The organism is Lachnospiraceae bacterium (genome assembly GCA_025758065.1).
GTDB lineage: Bacteria > Bacillota > Clostridia > Lachnospirales > Lachnospiraceae > Enterocloster.
Window position 1 is genome coordinate 3,914,013 of record CP107199.1, and the last position, 16,644, is coordinate 3,930,656.

Annotated in this window: 16 protein-coding genes and 1 tRNA gene; 3 read left to right on the plus strand and 14 right to left on the minus strand. The window is 40.2% G+C overall.

The genetic code is table 11. The features are described from left to right. Positions 1 to 12: 12 nt before the first annotated feature. The 7 genes from OGM16_18245 to OGM16_18275 all read right to left on the minus strand — a co-directional run bounded on the left by OGM16_18245 (position 13) and on the right by OGM16_18275 (position 7,125). Entirely contained in the window at positions 13 to 912 is a 900-nt protein-coding gene (locus OGM16_18245; protein UYJ46673.1) for a DMT family transporter, read from the minus strand. Positions 913 to 1,158: 246 nt separating this feature from the next. Beyond that, positions 1,159 to 2,124 (minus strand): GPR endopeptidase, encoded by a 966-nt coding sequence (gene gpr, locus OGM16_18250; protein ID UYJ46674.1) that lies wholly within the window; start codon positions 2,122 to 2,124, stop codon positions 1,159 to 1,161. Between the two features lie 230 nt (positions 2,125 to 2,354). Next, positions 2,355 to 2,921: a glycerol-3-phosphate responsive antiterminator gene (locus OGM16_18255; protein UYJ46675.1), complete on the minus strand. Its 567-nt coding sequence runs from the start codon at positions 2,919 to 2,921 to the stop codon at positions 2,355 to 2,357. 152 nt (positions 2,922 to 3,073) lie between these two features. Beyond that, positions 3,074 to 3,919 carry a carbohydrate ABC transporter permease gene (locus tag OGM16_18260; GenBank protein UYJ46676.1) on the minus strand — a complete coding sequence of 282 codons (846 nt, stop codon included), beginning with the start codon at positions 3,917 to 3,919 and terminating at the stop codon, positions 3,074 to 3,076. Positions 3,920 to 3,923: 4 nt separating this feature from the next. Continuing rightward, on the minus strand, positions 3,924 to 4,784 hold the full coding sequence (locus tag OGM16_18265; protein ID UYJ46677.1) for a sugar ABC transporter permease: 861 nt from the start codon (positions 4,782 to 4,784) through the stop codon (positions 3,924 to 3,926). 2 nt (positions 4,785 to 4,786) lie between these two features. Then, entirely contained in the window at positions 4,787 to 6,109 is a 1,323-nt protein-coding gene (locus OGM16_18270; GenBank protein ID UYJ46678.1) for an extracellular solute-binding protein, read from the minus strand. A 65-nt stretch (positions 6,110 to 6,174) separates the two neighbouring features. Continuing rightward, a complete protein-coding gene (locus OGM16_18275) occupies positions 6,175 to 7,125 on the minus strand; it encodes a nucleoside hydrolase (protein UYJ46679.1) in 951 nt (316 codons plus the stop codon). 350 nt (positions 7,126 to 7,475) lie between these two features. Here OGM16_18275 and rpsT point away from each other — a divergent pair, with 350 nt between their 5' ends. Continuing rightward, complete coding sequence (gene rpsT / locus OGM16_18280; GenBank protein UYJ46680.1) at positions 7,476 to 7,739, plus strand: 30S ribosomal protein S20; 264 nt, start codon at positions 7,476 to 7,478, stop codon at positions 7,737 to 7,739. Between the two features lie 108 nt (positions 7,740 to 7,847). On the opposite strand, the gene OGM16_18285 is transcribed toward rpsT, so the two are convergent. Both OGM16_18285 and holA read right to left on the minus strand, forming a co-directional pair. Continuing rightward, a complete protein-coding gene (locus OGM16_18285) occupies positions 7,848 to 8,453 on the minus strand; it encodes a TIGR01440 family protein (GenBank protein UYJ46681.1) in 606 nt (201 codons plus the stop codon). A 122-nt stretch (positions 8,454 to 8,575) separates the two neighbouring features. Next, on the minus strand, positions 8,576 to 9,553 hold the full coding sequence (holA, locus tag OGM16_18290) for a DNA polymerase III subunit delta (GenBank protein UYJ46682.1): 978 nt from the start codon (positions 9,551 to 9,553) through the stop codon (positions 8,576 to 8,578). A gap of 218 nt (positions 9,554 to 9,771) precedes the next feature. On the opposite strand from holA, the gene OGM16_18295 reads away from it, so the two are divergent. Further along, complete coding sequence (locus tag OGM16_18295; protein ID UYJ46683.1) at positions 9,772 to 10,248, plus strand: MarR family transcriptional regulator; 477 nt, start codon at positions 9,772 to 9,774, stop codon at positions 10,246 to 10,248. Next, on the plus strand, positions 10,220 to 11,593 hold the full coding sequence (locus OGM16_18300; GenBank protein ID UYJ46684.1) for an MATE family efflux transporter: 1,374 nt from the start codon (positions 10,220 to 10,222) through the stop codon (positions 11,591 to 11,593). The genes OGM16_18295 and OGM16_18300 overlap by 29 nt, the downstream gene beginning before the upstream one ends. Positions 11,594 to 11,706: 113 nt before the next feature. Here the strand turns inward: OGM16_18300 and OGM16_18305 are convergent, their stop codons facing one another. The 5 genes from OGM16_18305 to OGM16_18325 all read right to left on the minus strand — a co-directional run bounded on the left by OGM16_18305 (position 11,707) and on the right by OGM16_18325 (position 16,548). Beyond that, positions 11,707 to 12,159: a low molecular weight phosphotyrosine protein phosphatase gene (locus OGM16_18305; GenBank protein UYJ46685.1), complete on the minus strand. Its 453-nt coding sequence runs from the start codon at positions 12,157 to 12,159 to the stop codon at positions 11,707 to 11,709. Positions 12,160 to 12,332: 173 nt separating this feature from the next. After that, entirely contained in the window at positions 12,333 to 13,649 is a 1,317-nt protein-coding gene (locus OGM16_18310; GenBank protein ID UYJ46686.1) for an IS4 family transposase, read from the minus strand. Between the two features lie 171 nt (positions 13,650 to 13,820). Next, a tRNA-Gly gene (locus OGM16_18315) sits at positions 13,821 to 13,891 on the minus strand. Between the two features lie 112 nt (positions 13,892 to 14,003). After that, positions 14,004 to 15,125, minus strand: coding sequence for an ISAs1 family transposase (locus tag OGM16_18320; protein UYJ46687.1), 1,122 nt, complete (start codon positions 15,123 to 15,125; stop codon positions 14,004 to 14,006). 241 nt (positions 15,126 to 15,366) lie between these two features. Continuing rightward, positions 15,367 to 16,548, minus strand: coding sequence for a transposase (locus tag OGM16_18325; protein ID UYJ46688.1), 1,182 nt, complete (start codon positions 16,546 to 16,548; stop codon positions 15,367 to 15,369). Between the last annotated feature and the right edge of the window lie 96 nt (positions 16,549 to 16,644).

Sequence of the window (16,644 nt, forward strand, 5' to 3'; positions counted from 1 at the left end):
AGCATTATTTTTTTACTTTTTATTAGCAGAAAATGGCCATTCAGAAATCAGAAGTCCCGCAAGAGTAAGCACTGTTCCTGCCATAGCCTGAAGAGTAATAACTTCATGAAGCAGCGGAATGGACATTAAAATAGTCACCACAGGAATACCGTAAATGTAAACGCTGGCTTTGGTTGCACCCAGAGATTTTACTGCATAGTTCCAGGTAACAAAGCATATAGCAGATGCACCGATTCCCAGGTATATTACATTTGCAAGATTTACCGGCTGAAGGAGTGCCGGGACCTGCAGATGGAAATCCATAAACGGCAGAGCTAACAGCATGAAAAGGATCCCATAAAAGAATGTCCTTCTGGTTGTAACAATGGTATCATAGCCAAAACCGCCAATCTTTCTGGTACACACAGAATAAACGCCCCATATGGCTGCTGCTGCCAGACCAAGAAAATCTCCTACCGGGTTCAACTCTAATTTTTCACCTTTCTGGAAAGTGATCAGGCAGATTCCCAACATGGCACAGATAAAACCTGCCACAATGCTTTTCTTCATCTTCTCCCCGTCTAAGAAAAAGTGGGCCATGATCCCTGTAAAAATCGGTGCAACAGATACGATAACACTGACATTGGAAGCCTGAGTCATGGTGAGGGCAATATTTTCCAGAAGATAGTAAATGCCGATACCGGTAATACCGGCAACAACCATGATCAGTTCTTCTTTCACGCTTTTCAGCTTAAGAGGCACCGGGCGGATCAGCCACAGGAAAATATAACCGGCCACAAAGCGCAGCACCAGTATTTCCAATGGTGACAGGCTTTCTAACAGTACCTTGGTAGATATAAAGGTAGTTCCCCATATCAGCATCGTAAAAATAGCAGCCATATGTCCGGCTACTCTTGTCTTTTGTGTACTCATTTTCTGCTCCTTTTCATTTTAATGTACTCTCGGAATCTTTTTATACTTGATTTTGCGAGAAGATTTTTTGTCAGTTGTGCCCAGATTTTTGAGGCGTTGGCGTTGCGTCCGCCTCTAAAATTCGGGTGCGACTGACGGAAAATCGGCCGCAAAGGCAGGTGCATGAAAGACTCCGAGAGTACATTTTATCTGTTTCTGAAATCTTATTTTCTAAAATCACCAACACAGGCTGACATAAATATCGTGTTATCTGAATACTGTTACAGCTCTGTGTATCCCCTCCGAAATCGTAAAGCTTAGCTGCTTCACTCTCTGGTCAATATCCGGAGGCGTTACATAAAGACTTCCAAATTCTGGCTCCAGCAGTTCCCGGATCATGCGGTACTGATCTTCCGGGTTCATGTTTTCGATCCATTTGCCTGTATTTTTCGTAGCTTCTTCTGATGCCAGCACTCCGGTCAGGGCAGAAATGGTATCGTGGACAATGGCTGCTGCTCCCACCACTGTAGGAACGCCAACAGCCAGCACAGGTATCCCCAGAGTTTCCTTTGTCAGGCTGTGCCTGTGATTTCCCACTCCGGATCCAGGATGTATCCCTGTATCAGTCAGCTGTATGGTAGTTCCCAGACGCCGGATGCTTCTTGCCGCCAGCGCATCGATGGCAATGACCAGATCCGGTTTTATTTCGCGGATGAGACCTGATAATATCCGGGCCGTTTCCATACCTGTTTGTGCCATGACACCAGGTGCAATAGCTTTTAATCCCGTTTCATTTTGCGAAACACTAAGATTATTTACAGTGCGCGGACCAAGGGAATCCGGTGTTACGCTCTGGTTTCCAAGACCGGCAACTAATATGACCGGCTGGCCGTGCAAAAAGGGAGCTACCTTTTCTTCCCCTTCCTTTTTCCCCAGCGCATGCTCTGCCAGCTCTTTTAATACGTTTGCCAGCTCATCTGAAACTTCACTGTGGAAATCCTCATCCGGCAGAAGCAGTCTGTCTGCTTCTAATGTGAGATAACTTCCTACCGGCTTTCCTAAAATCTGTGCTCCCGCCTCATTTAATACCTTCACTTCCGTGATCTGCACATCTTCCGTCTTTCCCTTCCATTTTCGAAAAGAAACACCTGATACTTCTTTTGCCTGCTCTTTTAATCCTTCTCTTTCTTCCAGGGCAAGATCTGTGCGTATTTCAAATCTGGCTGTTTTCATTCTGTTCGCCCTCCTTAAATAATAATGTCCTCTCGGAGTCTTTCCTACACCTGCCTTTGTGGCCGATTTTCCGCCAGTCGCACCCGAATTTCATCACCGTACGCACCGCGTACGCCTCAGAAATTTGGGCACAACTGACAAAAAATCTTCTCACAAAATCAGGTACAGAAAGATTCCGAAAGAACATAATATCAATATAAAGGTTAGTTTAAGCAGAATAGCCTGTTTTATTATAAAAACCAGAGATTAGGCACAGAAGTAGTGATACCTGCTGCTCCACTTTCCATAGCAGCCTCGATCTCATTTTTCGTATTAATAAAACCACCAGTTATAAAAGGGATCCGACTTTCTTTGGAAAGATCACTTATAACACTTAATATGACACCTGGAAGAATCTCCACACCGTCTGCTGTACAACTCTTGATCTGATGGCGGATATTGGCCTGTGAAATAGCATCAAACACAAAAAAACGCTGGATTGCCAGCAAGTCCAATGCCTTTGCTCTTCTTACCTGATTGGATTTTGTAGTTACGATTCCTGCTGCACTTGTATAACATTTCACAAATTCCACTGCGCTGTCCTTTGATGACAGCCCATCTATAAAATCCATATACACAAAGGGTTCAATTCCTGCTTTTCTCACTCGCTCCACAATAAATGGCAGCGTTTTCAGGTTTCCACAGAAAATATATGCCAATTTTACCCGTGAAAGGCAAAGATCATCCAGATCTTCTTCTCTACAGAGAGCCGCCATAATAGGGTTCTTTTTTATAATATCCTGTAAGGTTGTTTTCATTATTTTTCATCCTCATCGTAGGTATTGTTTATTTTTTCTCCCCGACCATTGTAACATACATCTGCAAAATATGTACAGCATAAAAAATCCGCCTGTGCCATATGACACCTGCGGATTTTTTGTATTTATCGTGTTTTGGTAAATTTTGATTTTTATCCCTTTACACCACTGCTGGTAATTCCCTGTACAAAATACTTCTGTAATGGAAGGAATAACAGAACAGGTACAACAGCAGAAATTGCGGAACCTGCAAAAATGTAGCTGAAATATACCTGGTTCTCATCTGAAAAATAAGATAAAGCTACCTGAATCGTTCTTGCTGCTTCCGTACGTGTTGCAAGCAACGGCCAGAAAAAGTTATTCCACTCATTTACAAAAATCATCAGCCCGGCAGTGATGGCTACCGGAACAGAAAGCGGTAAGATTACACTGAAAAATACCTGGATCCAGGAAGCTCCGTCAATACGCGCTGCTTCTACAAGACTTTTGGGAATCTCTTTAAAAAACTGGGTAAATAAGAACATGGCAAGTCCACTGGCAGCTCCTGGAAAAATAAGAGCTGAATAAGAATTGACCATTCCCAGGGAAGAGACCAGATTATAAAGTGGCAATGCTACTGCATCTTCGGGTACCATAAATGAGATCAGGCAAATTGCAAACAAAATGTTTTTACCTTTAAAATCAAAGAATGCAAAGGTAAAACCTCCCAGAGCTGAGATCAGCATGCTTAAAGGCACCAAAATAGCAACTACAATCAGTGTATTTTTCAAAGCTGTTCCATAGCCCATCTCTGAAAAAATAGCCACATAGTTGTTCATGGTCCAATTTTGAGGAATCAGTGTTTTCCACGTAAATGGAAGTGCGTACTCAAAAATCTCTTTATTGGTCCTAAATGAAGCTAAAATAATATAAAGCAGAGGAAAAATAGCAATGAAAGCAATGACGGTCAAAACCACATATAAAACTGCTTTTTCCAAAGGTGTTTTTGTCTCCTTCATGGCCTTATTCCTCCTTCTCATTTAATAAACGGAACTGTATTACAACAACAGCAAGTACGATCAGCAGCAGAATGGTTGTCAGTGCACCTGCTCTGGATGCATTGCCATTTCTGAACGCTGATTTATAAACTTCATACATCAACACGTTTGTGCTGTTCTGAGGTCCCCCTTCTGTAATCAGCTTCATTGGAGCAAATAACAGCATATTTGCAGAAGTATTTGCTACAAATACAAAAAGCAATGTTCTTTTGATCAACGGAAGTGTAATATGGAACAGCATAGTAAAAAATCCAGCTCCATCCAGCTTTGCAGATTCATAAATGGATGTATCCACACCCTTTAAACCTGCTAAAATGTACATCATCCAGTATCCACAGCCTTTCCATGTAGCCATCATAACAATACACCATAACGCCTGTTTCACATCTGTGAAAAAGCCCTGTTTTCCAAGTCCCAAAAAGGTAGATATACTATTAAATACACCGCTGTTGTAATTTGCCATCAGATTCCAGCTGATGGAAGCTACGGAAATAGCCATGGTAACTGGCAAATAATAGATACTCCTGAAAATACCAATGCCCTTAATAGTAGAGTTTACTAAAAGAGCCAGACACAGGGAGATCACAATCTGAAGCGGGATCATGACCAGATTCATTTTCACCGTTGTACCTAAAGCTCCCCAGAAATTTCTGTCTCCAAAAAGAATCTCATAGGTACGCAAAGATGGACTGCCATTTCGGAAAAAAGATTCCAGAATAACAGATATAATGGGATAAATTTTAAAAATAAGAATAATAATCAGTGCCGGTGCCAGCATAAGATACGGCACCATTTCTTTCAATATTATATTTTTCTTCATGTTCATATTTATTCGTATTCCTTAAATGCAGTTTCAAGTTCAGCTTTACAGTCATCTACAGCACCAGCAACCTCTGCACCGTTTCTTACATTATCCCACAGTGCGTTCATAGCAGTAGAGTACTCGTTGAATGCAGGTGTGATTGCTCTTACCAGAGCAGTGTTCTTAACTTCATATTCAGCCATTACCATGTATGGTTTTGCTTTTTTTAATTCATCTGTAAACTGACGGTCCAGAGCAGGCACCATACCCGATGCATTAATATAAACGTCTGCACCATCATATAAAGTCAAATATTTAATAAACTCCGCTGCAGCTTCCTGTTTCACTGAATAAGTATTCATACCAATGGTCCAGCTTCCACATGCAGAACGAATTTCGTCTTCATGACCTTCAAAGCATGGAATATAGGTAAATCCCCAGTCTTCAAATCCATTCTTCTCAAATGCTGCTGGAAGTGCAGTAGTTCCTAAGTAGAATAAAATCTTTCCTGACTGGAAGTAACTGCTGGTGTCATCTGCAGATATACCTCTGGTAAATATACCATCATTTACCTGTGTCTGATAGAAGTTTAAGGCATCCATCCAAGGCTGTGTATCAATTACACCATCTACACTGAGACCATCTTCGCTGATCTGCGCACCTCCTAATGAGTTAGGGAGAATGTTCATCTGATATACACGGCCAACTTGTTGGAACTCAATTCCGTAAATTCCCTTGGAATGATCGGGATCTAATACATCCAGTGCCTGCTTGGAATAATCGATCAGCTGCTCCCATGTAAGACGGTTATCCGGAGTTACAGAATCAAAATCAATATTGATGCCTGCTTCTTTCAAAAGTGCCTTATTATAGTAGAGTACGGTGGATGAATTGCCCATTGGTGCACCGTAGAACTGGTCTTTGTAAGTTCCTTCTGTGATCATAGCATCTGTAAACATCTTTATCTCATCATCGCTGATCCACTGGTTTAATGGCTGTAAGTAGCCACGGCTTACATAAGCAGCAACATTTGGACCGTCTGCTGCAAAAATATCATATTCGGTGGACTTATTACTCATAAGAACTTCCAGGGTTTCAAATACATCATTGAATGCAACATAGTCTGCTTCACACTTGATTTTGCCTTCGTATGCCTTATTAAATGCCTCTACTGCTGCGCTTACGCCCAGTTCCTGTGAATTACTCATCATCAGGTGGATCGTTACTTCTCCATCAACACTGTCTCCTGCTGCCTTTGCAGTGGTCTCTTCTGCTGCTTTGCTGCCACATGCTGTCAGTCCTGCTACCATTGCTGCTGTTAATAACCCCAACCAAACTTTCTTATACATAATATTCCTCCTTTTATTTTACATGTGTGTTTGGAACTTCTCCCTATTTTTCAGAAACACACATTTTACTTTGCCAGTTTTGCAAACATATCTTCAAACAAAATATCCCTGTTGATATGGTATACATATTTGATAAAATGACGTCGCAGATCTACTCCATAACAATTATCATATTCAAATACCGGACTGTGCTCATAACGGTCTTCCATAAATTTCTCATCCAACAACCATGCCACTGCTGTTACATCCCATAAAGGCTTGGACCAGTCTTTTTTCTTTTCTCTCTGTTCCATAAATGCAAAAGATACATCTAACAAATAATCAGAAAGCTTACTTTTTCCTCTCATGTAATATTCCAGTTCTACTCTGGAAATGCGAAATTCTGACACAACACCGTTGCAAGGAAGCTGGACTACTGCCACACCACAGCCAAATACCACTCTGGCTGCAGCAATGTCCTGAACTGCATTAAAATCTTTGCAGCTCTGCCATTCTTTTCCATGACCTCCCAACCATACGACTACTATCTTATCAATAATATCCGGTGCTATAAGAAGGGCCGATGCAATATCAGTCAAAACTGCGATTCCTACTACATAGAGAGGATTTTCCGGTGTATGTTCTCTTGCGAGACGTATGATCTCCCGGGCTGCAGGGCAGTCCACCGGTGTCTGCTCATCAGGCAATTTTCTTTCTGCTCCCTTAAAAACATGATCCTTTAACTCTGTTTCTTCCATTACAGAAAGCAGTTCCTGGATTGCCAAATAACTCTGTTCCATTCCTTCTTTTGCACTGCTGTTCTGTCTGGTACGCCCCATACTTGCAGGACTATAAAATGGAGCTGCCATGATTCCCTTTACATTCAGTCGATCACTTGACCGGATCATATATGCCAATGCGTATAGATCATCGATTTCATTATAGGCATCTGTATCCAGCACTACATCTATCTGGCCAATCGGCCGTCTAAGACGCTTCATATATCCAATCCCGTCACTATTTTTTTCTTTTTCCATATCAGTCTCCTTTCTAGTTTCAGAGAAAATGAGCAACAAAAAAGGACGTACCTCTCCCTCATTGGAAGAGTTCGTCCTTACACAAGTTTTCCCCGACGCAACTTTCTTATAGTTGTATCATATCATAATCACTTTTTGTTTCATATGCGCACTTTTAATGAAATATGCATTATTTTTTGTGCATATTGACAATAAAAAAGCGGCGTAAAAATTTAATTTTCCGCTTGACATTTTCAGGTGTATTCGCTAAAATATAACAGTATGTTTACATTGAACTGTCCGTGTCCAGGCTTTGATGGAAAACACAACGATTAATATTTTTATATAATACCGAACGGAGGTGTATTTCATTGGCTAACATTAAATCTGCAAAGAAGAGAATCTTAGTAAACGAAACTAAGGCTGCAAGAAACAAAGCGATCAGATCTAAGGTTAAAACCGCAATCAAGAAAGTTGAGGCTGCTGTAGCTGCTGGAGATAAGGCTGCTGCTCAGGCTGCACTGGTTGCTGCTACTACCGAGATCGATAAGGCTTGCACCAAGGGTGTATACCACAAGAACAATGCTGCCCGCAAAGTTTCTCGTGTATCCAAGGCTGTTAATTCTATCGCTTAATTTATAGAATTCGATCAATCGATACAGAAAATCAAAAGCTCTCCGGATTAACCCACCGGAGAGCTTTTTTATTACTTTATTCAGAACACTACAAAATTGCATTTCCCCCTACATCTGTTCCTCATCGTAACGGGCCCTGATACCACCTACGAATTTTAATCTGGTCCTTGCGCATACCACATGCGCGCCGCCAATAGCTTTTGTCTGGATTCTTACTGGAACTGCTACATCTCTCATGTGCATACCGATCAGCGTATCTCCAATATCAATGCCTGCATGAGCCTTAATGTGTTCCACTGCCACCGGATGTTCCAAAGTATGGTACGCTGCCGTAGAGAAAGAACCACCGGCTTTTAACTGGGGAACTACGTTTACAGGCTCATATCCGTATTTTTCTGCTGCCTCTTTTTCCAGGATCAGAGAGCGGTTTAAATGCTCGCAGCACTGAGCTGCCAGATAAATCCCCAGAGGTTTTAACTCCTCATACAACGCCTTATACACAGTCTGCCCAATAGTTTCGCTGGAATGAGAGCCAATCTTATAACTTCCGATCTCACTGGAAGAACAGCCTACTACCAGAATCTGACCTGGTTTCATTTTTGCAACAGCCAGAAGTTCATTTAACACTTCTTTTGTCTGTGTGCGGATTTCTTCTAATACTTCATCACTTTCTTTTTCTGTTGCTACTCCCGGTATTATCTTTTCTTCTGCCATCTATTTTTCTCCCTTACTATTTTTTCTAATACACCCTTTTATAAATAACCGGCTTTATCACGCAGGATTCTGATCCTAATATTCAGACAAGCGAGTGGCATAGTTATTTCGAAAATGATGTACTAATATTTATTAGCGATCAGCAGCTCCACTGCCAGGCGGTCAGAAAGTTTTCCTGTTTTCACACTTTCTTCAGCATCAACACATAAATTTACATAAGAAAGTATCTGCTCTTTTGTAAATGTTTTCGCCTGCACCATTATTTTTCCTGTTACAAAAGGCTGAATCTTTAATTTAGAGGAAATAGTACTTTTATCCATTCCTCTTCCCATCAGTTCCTTTACCTGAAGGATCTGATTAAACTGTCTTGCGATCAGAAACAAAATACGCATAGACGGTTCTTTTAATGTAAGAAGGTCTTCATAAAGATCCATAGCCTTTCTGGTCTGACGGTTTGCAATAGCCGCGATCATATCAAATATCTTATTAGTCACCTGAGTAATGCACACTGCATCAATATCTTCTTCTGTGATCACATCCCTTCCTAATGTATAACTGATCACCTTGTCCAATTCAGAAGTGATATTTTCCATGTCATCTCCTGTTTTTCCCAGAAAATACTCCATAGTCCGGGTTGTTATCTTTTTTCCGTTCTTTGCCAGTATGCCTGCCGCCCATCTGGCAAGCTGGGCACTGTCCTGACGTTCCATCTCTGCAATATGGCCATATTTTTTCACGGCCTTATACATGCGGCTGCGCTTATCTACTTCTGTTTCTACAAACAACAGGCAGGTAGTATCTGGAATATTTTCTATATAAGCGCTCATTTCATCTGCACCAGACCCGCCTTTAAACCAACCACTATCTTCCATAAGGATCAGTCGTTTTTCTGCAAAAAATGGCATTGTATCAGAAAGGCTGATGATCTCGTTAACATTCATGCCTTTTCCTTCATAATAATTGTAATTCATGGTATCACCCTGGGTAATGGCTTCCCGAAGGCGGTTTTTATAGCTTTTTTTCAGAAAGGCTTCTTCCCCGAAAAGAAGATATACTCTCTTAAAATCATTATTTTTTATATCCTGGTTCAGGGTCTGCATATAATCGCTTTGCTCCCGTTTTTCTGAATTTGAAAAACAAATACCATCGGTAATTGCCTGTTTTTCACTGGGTTCATTATAGCATAACTTCTTTAAAATAGAAAGCCAGGAAGAAACAAAGGCAAAAAATGTATTGACATTTTAACTTTGAGGGTTTAATCTTCTATATAGTTCTTTTTAGAACAGTTTTGTTTAAAACTTTAAGGAGGGACTATTTTATGATATGCATCACTGATTTTCTTACTCATATCCGATTGACCATGAAACTACAGGAACAAATGCTGAAAAAAATTTGTGAAAAATGGCAGCTGACCATAACAGAAGGAAAAGTCATTGCGTTTCTATATAATAATCCCCAAAAAGACACTGCTGCCGACATTACAGAGCTCCGTATGCTTTCCAAAGGAAATGTTTCTCAGGCAGTGGAAAATCTGATTCAAAAAGGATTCTTAAAACGTACTGTAGATGAAATGGATCGACGAAAGATACACTTATCCCTGCTTTCAGAAGCGGATGACATAACAAAATCCATTTCTTCTATGCAAAAACAGCTTTATCATCAGATTTTTAACGGTCTGTCTGAAGAAGACCTGAAATTTTACGGGCAGATCAATGAACAGATCATGAAAAATACAAAACATGCAATCAAAGAAAGGAACACCGAAAATGAATTTACAGCAAAAGAAAGACAATAGCTTTCTGGCAACTGAACCTTTAGGAAGGCTTTTATTAAAGCTTTCACTCCCTACCGTTACCGCCCAGGTCATTAACATGTTGTATAATATTGTAGATCGTATCTATATCGGGCATATACCGGAAACAGGCGCTTTGGCGCTCACCGGCGTAGGGGTATGTATGCCTCTGATCATGATCGTATCTGCCTTTGCAGCCTTGGTTGGCAACGGCGGTGCCCCCAGAGCTTCTATTTTTATGGGAAAAGGTGATAAAGAATCTGCAGAACAAACCCTTGGAAACTGTTTTACTACCCAGATTGTTGTATCATTGCTGCTGACTCTTATCCTTTTTACAGGAAACAAAAGCTTTCTTATGGCATTTGGTGCCAGTGAAAATACCATTCCTTATGCTGTTGCTTATATGAATATTTATTCCCTTGGAACGATCTTTGTACAGCTGACACTTGGCATGAATGCGTTTATTACAGCTCAGGGCTTTGCCAAGACCAGTATGCTCTCTGTTCTGGTTGGTGCTGCCAGCAATATCATCCTGGATCCGATCTTTATTTTTGCACTCCACATGGGTGTGCGGGGGGCTGCTCTTGCAACGATCGTCTCCCAGGCGCTCTCCTGTACATGGGTCTTACACTTCCTTATGGGTAAAAAATCTTATCTTAAGATCCACCGCTGCAATATGAAGCTGAAGAAAGATATCATCCTTCCCAGCCTTGCTTTAGGACTTTCCACTTTTATCATGCAGTCCAGTGAAAGTATTATTTCTGTATGTTTTAATTCTTCTCTGTTAAAATACGGCGGAGACCTTGCTGTTGGTGCTATGACCATTTTAACAAGTGCCATGCAGTTTGCCCTTCTGCCGCTTCAGGGACTTGGCCAGGGAGCCCAGCCGATCATCAGTTACAATTATGGAGCCGGACAGACAAAACGGGTGAAGGATTCCTTTAAACTGCTTTTAAAGATCGACCTTTCCTATTCGACCCTGATGTGGCTTTTAGTTATGCTGTTCCCTGCTGGCTTCGCTTCCATATTCACCTCTGACCAGGCTCTTTTAACATTTACTGCACATGCCCTGCGTATTTATATGGCTTCCATCCTGCTGTTCGGCATCCAAATGGCCTGTCAGATGACATTTACCTCTATCGGTAATGCAAAAGCTTCTATCATGGTTGCTGTTGCCAGAAAATTCATCCTGCTGCTTCCACTGATTTATATCATGCCCCACATTTATACAGCAGATCAGACTTCTGCTGTTTATATGGCAGAACCTATTGCTGACTTTCTGGCGATCTGCTTTACAAGTATCTTGTTCCGATTTGAATTTAAGAAAGTGCTGGCAAAACAAATATAATATCTATTAAAAGTAAAGCTGCTGTCAGACATGGAACTTCTGATTTTCCAACTGGCAGCAGCTTTGTACTTACTTAAATTTTCCTGTATCATTGATCAAATCTTCATTACCTTTTACTTCAGGATATATTCTAAAAGTCCCTGACAGCCTTCTGTTACATCCTTCCAGGTAGCCTCAAAATCTCCTGTATACCATGGATCTGCTACATCTCTGCTGCTTCCTGAAAAAGACATCATCTTAAATATCTTTCTCTCTGGATTTCCACCTGTGATCCGCTTTATATTACGTATATTCCATTCATCCATTCCGATCAGATAATCATACCTGTCATAATCTGCCCTGGTCATCTGTCTTGCATGATGTCCTTCACAGGCAATTCCCGCCTGGGCAAGCTTAACCCTGGTACCCTGATGAACCGGATTTCCAATCTCTTCTGTGGAAGTGGCAGCAGATGCTATATAAAACTGATCTGACAGATTTGCTTTTTTTATCATATCTTTCATTACGTATTCTGCCATTGGGGAACGGCAGATGTTGCCGTGGCAGATAAATAGTACTTTAATCATCTTTTCATATCTCCATTTAAGTCTTGTATTTCTTCCCAAACGCTTGATATTTCACAATGTCATTAACTTTAGCAAAGAGCAGAAATCGTAAGCATTTATAAAACTATGATTCCTGCTTTTTGTTTGTATATGGGCATACTTATCCCCTTCTCTTTGTACTCGTATTTTTTAGCTCAGTACGCTCTTTTATGGGTATTCGAATATTTTCCTGCTAATTGCCCTTTCGTTCTGGTATAATGCCGATCAGGACGAATGGGAACAAGATTTTTACTGATATCTTCATATATTTGCTGAAATAACATATTTTTCTTTTGACCATCCGTTTCAAGAAGTATATAAATCAGATCATTTTTTAAGATTCCAATACTAACAGTCTGATTGATCATCATTTTATGTTTTCTGTTCGCTTCTTTCTGATCCAGTTCACGCTCTGCATCTAATATGATATCTTCAACTAAATTGCTCAGATATATAGTGCTGTATATATCTTGTAATAACAGAATAGGTTTTGTTCCTGTAAAATTCTCTAATTGCAACCGACTCTTTAGCGTTTCATACGCAGTCTCTATCCCCCACCTCATATGATATAATTCTTTTATTTCTTCTGTATGAAATTCAGTTTGTGAAAGATTTGTAGCCAAAACTTCTAAACTTCCGTTTTCTAATAGGATTTTTACCATACGCAATGAAATTTCACCTAATTCTTTCATACGTTCTCCATCTGGCGTTCCCTCGTAATGTCTGATTCTTGACTTATCAAGTTTTATTTTAACTAGCTGATCCTTTTCTGTTAAACTGTTTTGCTCTTTTTTGTAATCACTGCTTTTTAAACGTACGATAAATTTAATATCCTTATCCATCATATGTATAAACGCTGGCGTAGAAGGATAGCCTCTGTCCATGATAATAATATAGGGAATGCTGCCTATTGTTTCCGGTATTCGCTCCATCTGTTTTTCGGCCAGGCGCATTTCATTAAATTTCACCTTATTACAGTCACTTTCCAGTATCATACGATTCATTACATCATAAATACAGCCTAATCCTATTTGAGCTTGGGGCTTTGCGTTTTTCCGGCTTGCAGAACCATATAGTTTCAGTGTTTCAGCAGTGGTAGGAATATTAATATCTGAGCCGTCAGCGGCTAATATTAAATGATCTTTATAAGTTGAAAAGGTGGAATCTGCATAAAAGTTACGGTTATGATATTTATATAATTCTAAAAAAGCATCTGGATTAAGTTTCATACGCTGTTTCAGATATCCTGGTTTTGAAATAGACACACCAGGATGAGCAAGTTTCATATAATTTCTCAGTTCCAATGCCAACGTCAGCCCCTTTCTGTTTATCATCGTGAAAAGAAGATCCTGAAGAGGCATTTTTCGAATTCTGGTAAAATAATTTTTATTACCTGATCGGCAAAATGCCTTAAATTCATCAGAACTCATTTTTTCTATATCCATGAATGTACGTTTCTGAGAATGTTTCATGTATAATCACATCCTTTTTTGAGCAGGTTCATGGCTTCTTTTTACAATATAAGCATATCAAAAAAAGCAGGAGATATCTAATCCATTTCGGAATAAATATCTTCTGCTTTTAAGTTAATGACATTGTGTAAAACACTGGTTTTTCCAACATTTACAAGGCTTTTCATAAGAAGCAGATAACGGGAATCGAACCCGCCTCCTCAGCTTGGGAAGCTGATGTTCTACCAATGAACTATATCTGCAACACAAAAAATATTATAGCAAAAACCATCGAGATTGGCAAGTGATTTTCTGATTCTTCCACGACAAACGCACGAACGATCATCTGGCATCAATTCTGCTTTCTGTTATTTTTTAAGCTTCTAAAAGTTCTTCTAGATACTGAATTGGGCGTAAGCTAAGTACAAACCTTTTCTTTCGCATCGACAACTTATGTCTTGTTATTTGTGCCGGTTTCAAAATACTTAGGCTCCATTTCCTTATGATATTCAAATTTTGTGCCGCCAGCTTATCTATGGTTGTATTCGCATCTTCCCGGAATGTTACATCCAGATACCAGTGCATGCTTTCTATACTCCAGTGTCCTCTCACTGCACGGCTGACCTGTTCAATGTCTCCTTTTAAACTGCTGATGAAATAACGGTTCTCTATTCTTGTATTTCCTTCTTTCTTCAGCGTTTTCTTCTCCATTACTATACTGGACAGTCCTTTCCAGTTCTTTTTCTGGCTTAACCACTTTATATCCTCTGTCTGATAATACTCCCTTATCTCGATCTGACCATGTGCTTTTTCCTGGGTTTTTTTGTAATTACCTCTTTCACGGATCTCTTTTTGGAACTCTTCGTCTGAAAAGTATTCTTGTACATCTTCATACAGACTGTTTTGATTTCTCTTCAATGCCAGCACATAGTCTGCCCGTTTTTTCTTTATTTTCTCCGCTATTGCAGTCTGCGTTCCCATTGCATCGATTGTTACGATCTGGCCTTTTATCTGGATCTTGTCCAGCAATTCCGGGATCGCTACGATCTCATTGCTTTTTTCTTCAACTGCTTTTTGTCCAAGACAGAAACCTGACTCTTTACTCCATGCTGATACAATGTGGGATGCCTTCCCATCTCCTCTTTTATTGGAGCGCATGGTTTTACCATCTATACAAATGATCTTCTTCAGTAGTTCCCCTTCATTCTGATTTAATCGATCCTGCCATTTTCCATAAAGCTGCTGTATGATCTCCGGTGATATCATCCCCATTACACGTCTGATCGTGTCATGAGATGGTATTCCGTTTTTTAACTCAATATATTTGCGTAGATAATCCTGATAACTTTCCGCAAACAATGCCATTTCCACCCAGTCATCCGCATTTGCCAGTGTTGCAAACAATACAATAACAAGAATGTCCTTCAATGTATGACGAACTTTCCTTTGCTGACGATCATCTTCTATGTATTCCAGCCAATCTAATAATTCCTGCATGTATCAACACCCCTTTTCTTTTAATTTTATCAGAAAAGGGGCGTGTTCACAATTTATTTACTCATGCGTTTGTCATGTGATTCTTCAGGGATTTCGCTTTTAGCACTGTATATTTATAAATAGTGCCCCTCTCACGCTTATTTTCTCTTTTGCTTCCTGAATAGCTGAATGCGCACAACGTCCCCCCTTAGTTAAATTTAGCTCATTTCAAAGCGCCTGTTTTTATTTTCCCACTGACAGACTATCCGCCCTTTTCATACAAGATACTTTTTACTTTTTCCAATAATAGCTCATCACAAAACTTCCGGTTCACACTTTTTCGGCTGATTCCACTTTCTTTAAATCTTTGAATACGGCGATACAGGTATAATTCTCTCATGTTGAAGCCGATGATCATCAGATCAAATATTACTTCTGTTGCTGCATGGCAATAGCAATGTTTTGCGTGATAATACGTTTTCAACTGGTGGAATCCATTCTCTTCTATATCCCATCTTCGGTTCATCATCTCCCATAAAACCCGAGGTTCCCCTTGATCCAGAGTCGTTACCAGCCACATCCGGCGTTCGTTTTCTTTCCAGCTTTCATGATATCGGATCACACGAAGCTTATGGGGACTATTATCTATCTCAAATCCTGAAAGATCCCAGACTTCTATATTCTTTTTTCCACAGGTAAACGACCTTTTTTTCCCCTCATCCCGCTTAAACAGGCTTTCCGCATCCTGAAACAGTTCCCTTCGTTCATCTTTTAGTCGGATCACCGCATCCAGTCCGCACTCTTTTATCGTATTGATAAATGGGGCATTCAGATACAGCGCATCTGCTACGATCACATCTGCGAAATGTCCGTGTCTTTCCTTCAGACGTCTGATCAGCTTTTTTCCTCCTGTCAGTTCTCCTTCATCTTTTTCCGCTCCGTCCCTCGGTTTTAACATTTCCTGGCCCAGGATTACATGTGGCGTTTTTCCTACTGTCATACAGACCACGCTCCGGTGGAAATATTCTGTTTCACCTGCACGGTTTTTCCGGCTAAGGCAGTCCGAACAGGACTTTTTTGTGCTGTTGAACAATTCCACTCCATCGATACCGGCTACAACATATCCACCTATAGTCCCTTCCCGAAATACACGGTTGCTTTTTATGATATCGATCGTCTGGTCGTGGATCTCACGGATCTCATCTGGATCTATCTGGGTAAGAAGGTCACGGACCGCATCAATTTTAGGTATTTTTCCATGTATGCAGTTTTTCAATCGTTTTCCCATACTTTCAGGCGCAGAAAAAACTGTATGAAAACTCTCATACTGCAGCATCAGAAAGAGCAGTGCCGGCATGACGATATTAAATAATGGGATCGTTCTTCTTTTTCTTTTGTCCGATAACCCCTTGATTTTCTCCGGGATTTTATATACACTTTTCATATAAGTTAGCAGCTTCTTTAATGCTAATTTTTCATTAAGGACACCTTCTTTCGTGTTGTTTTGTGGGTAACATAATTATACAATAAAAGGTGTCCT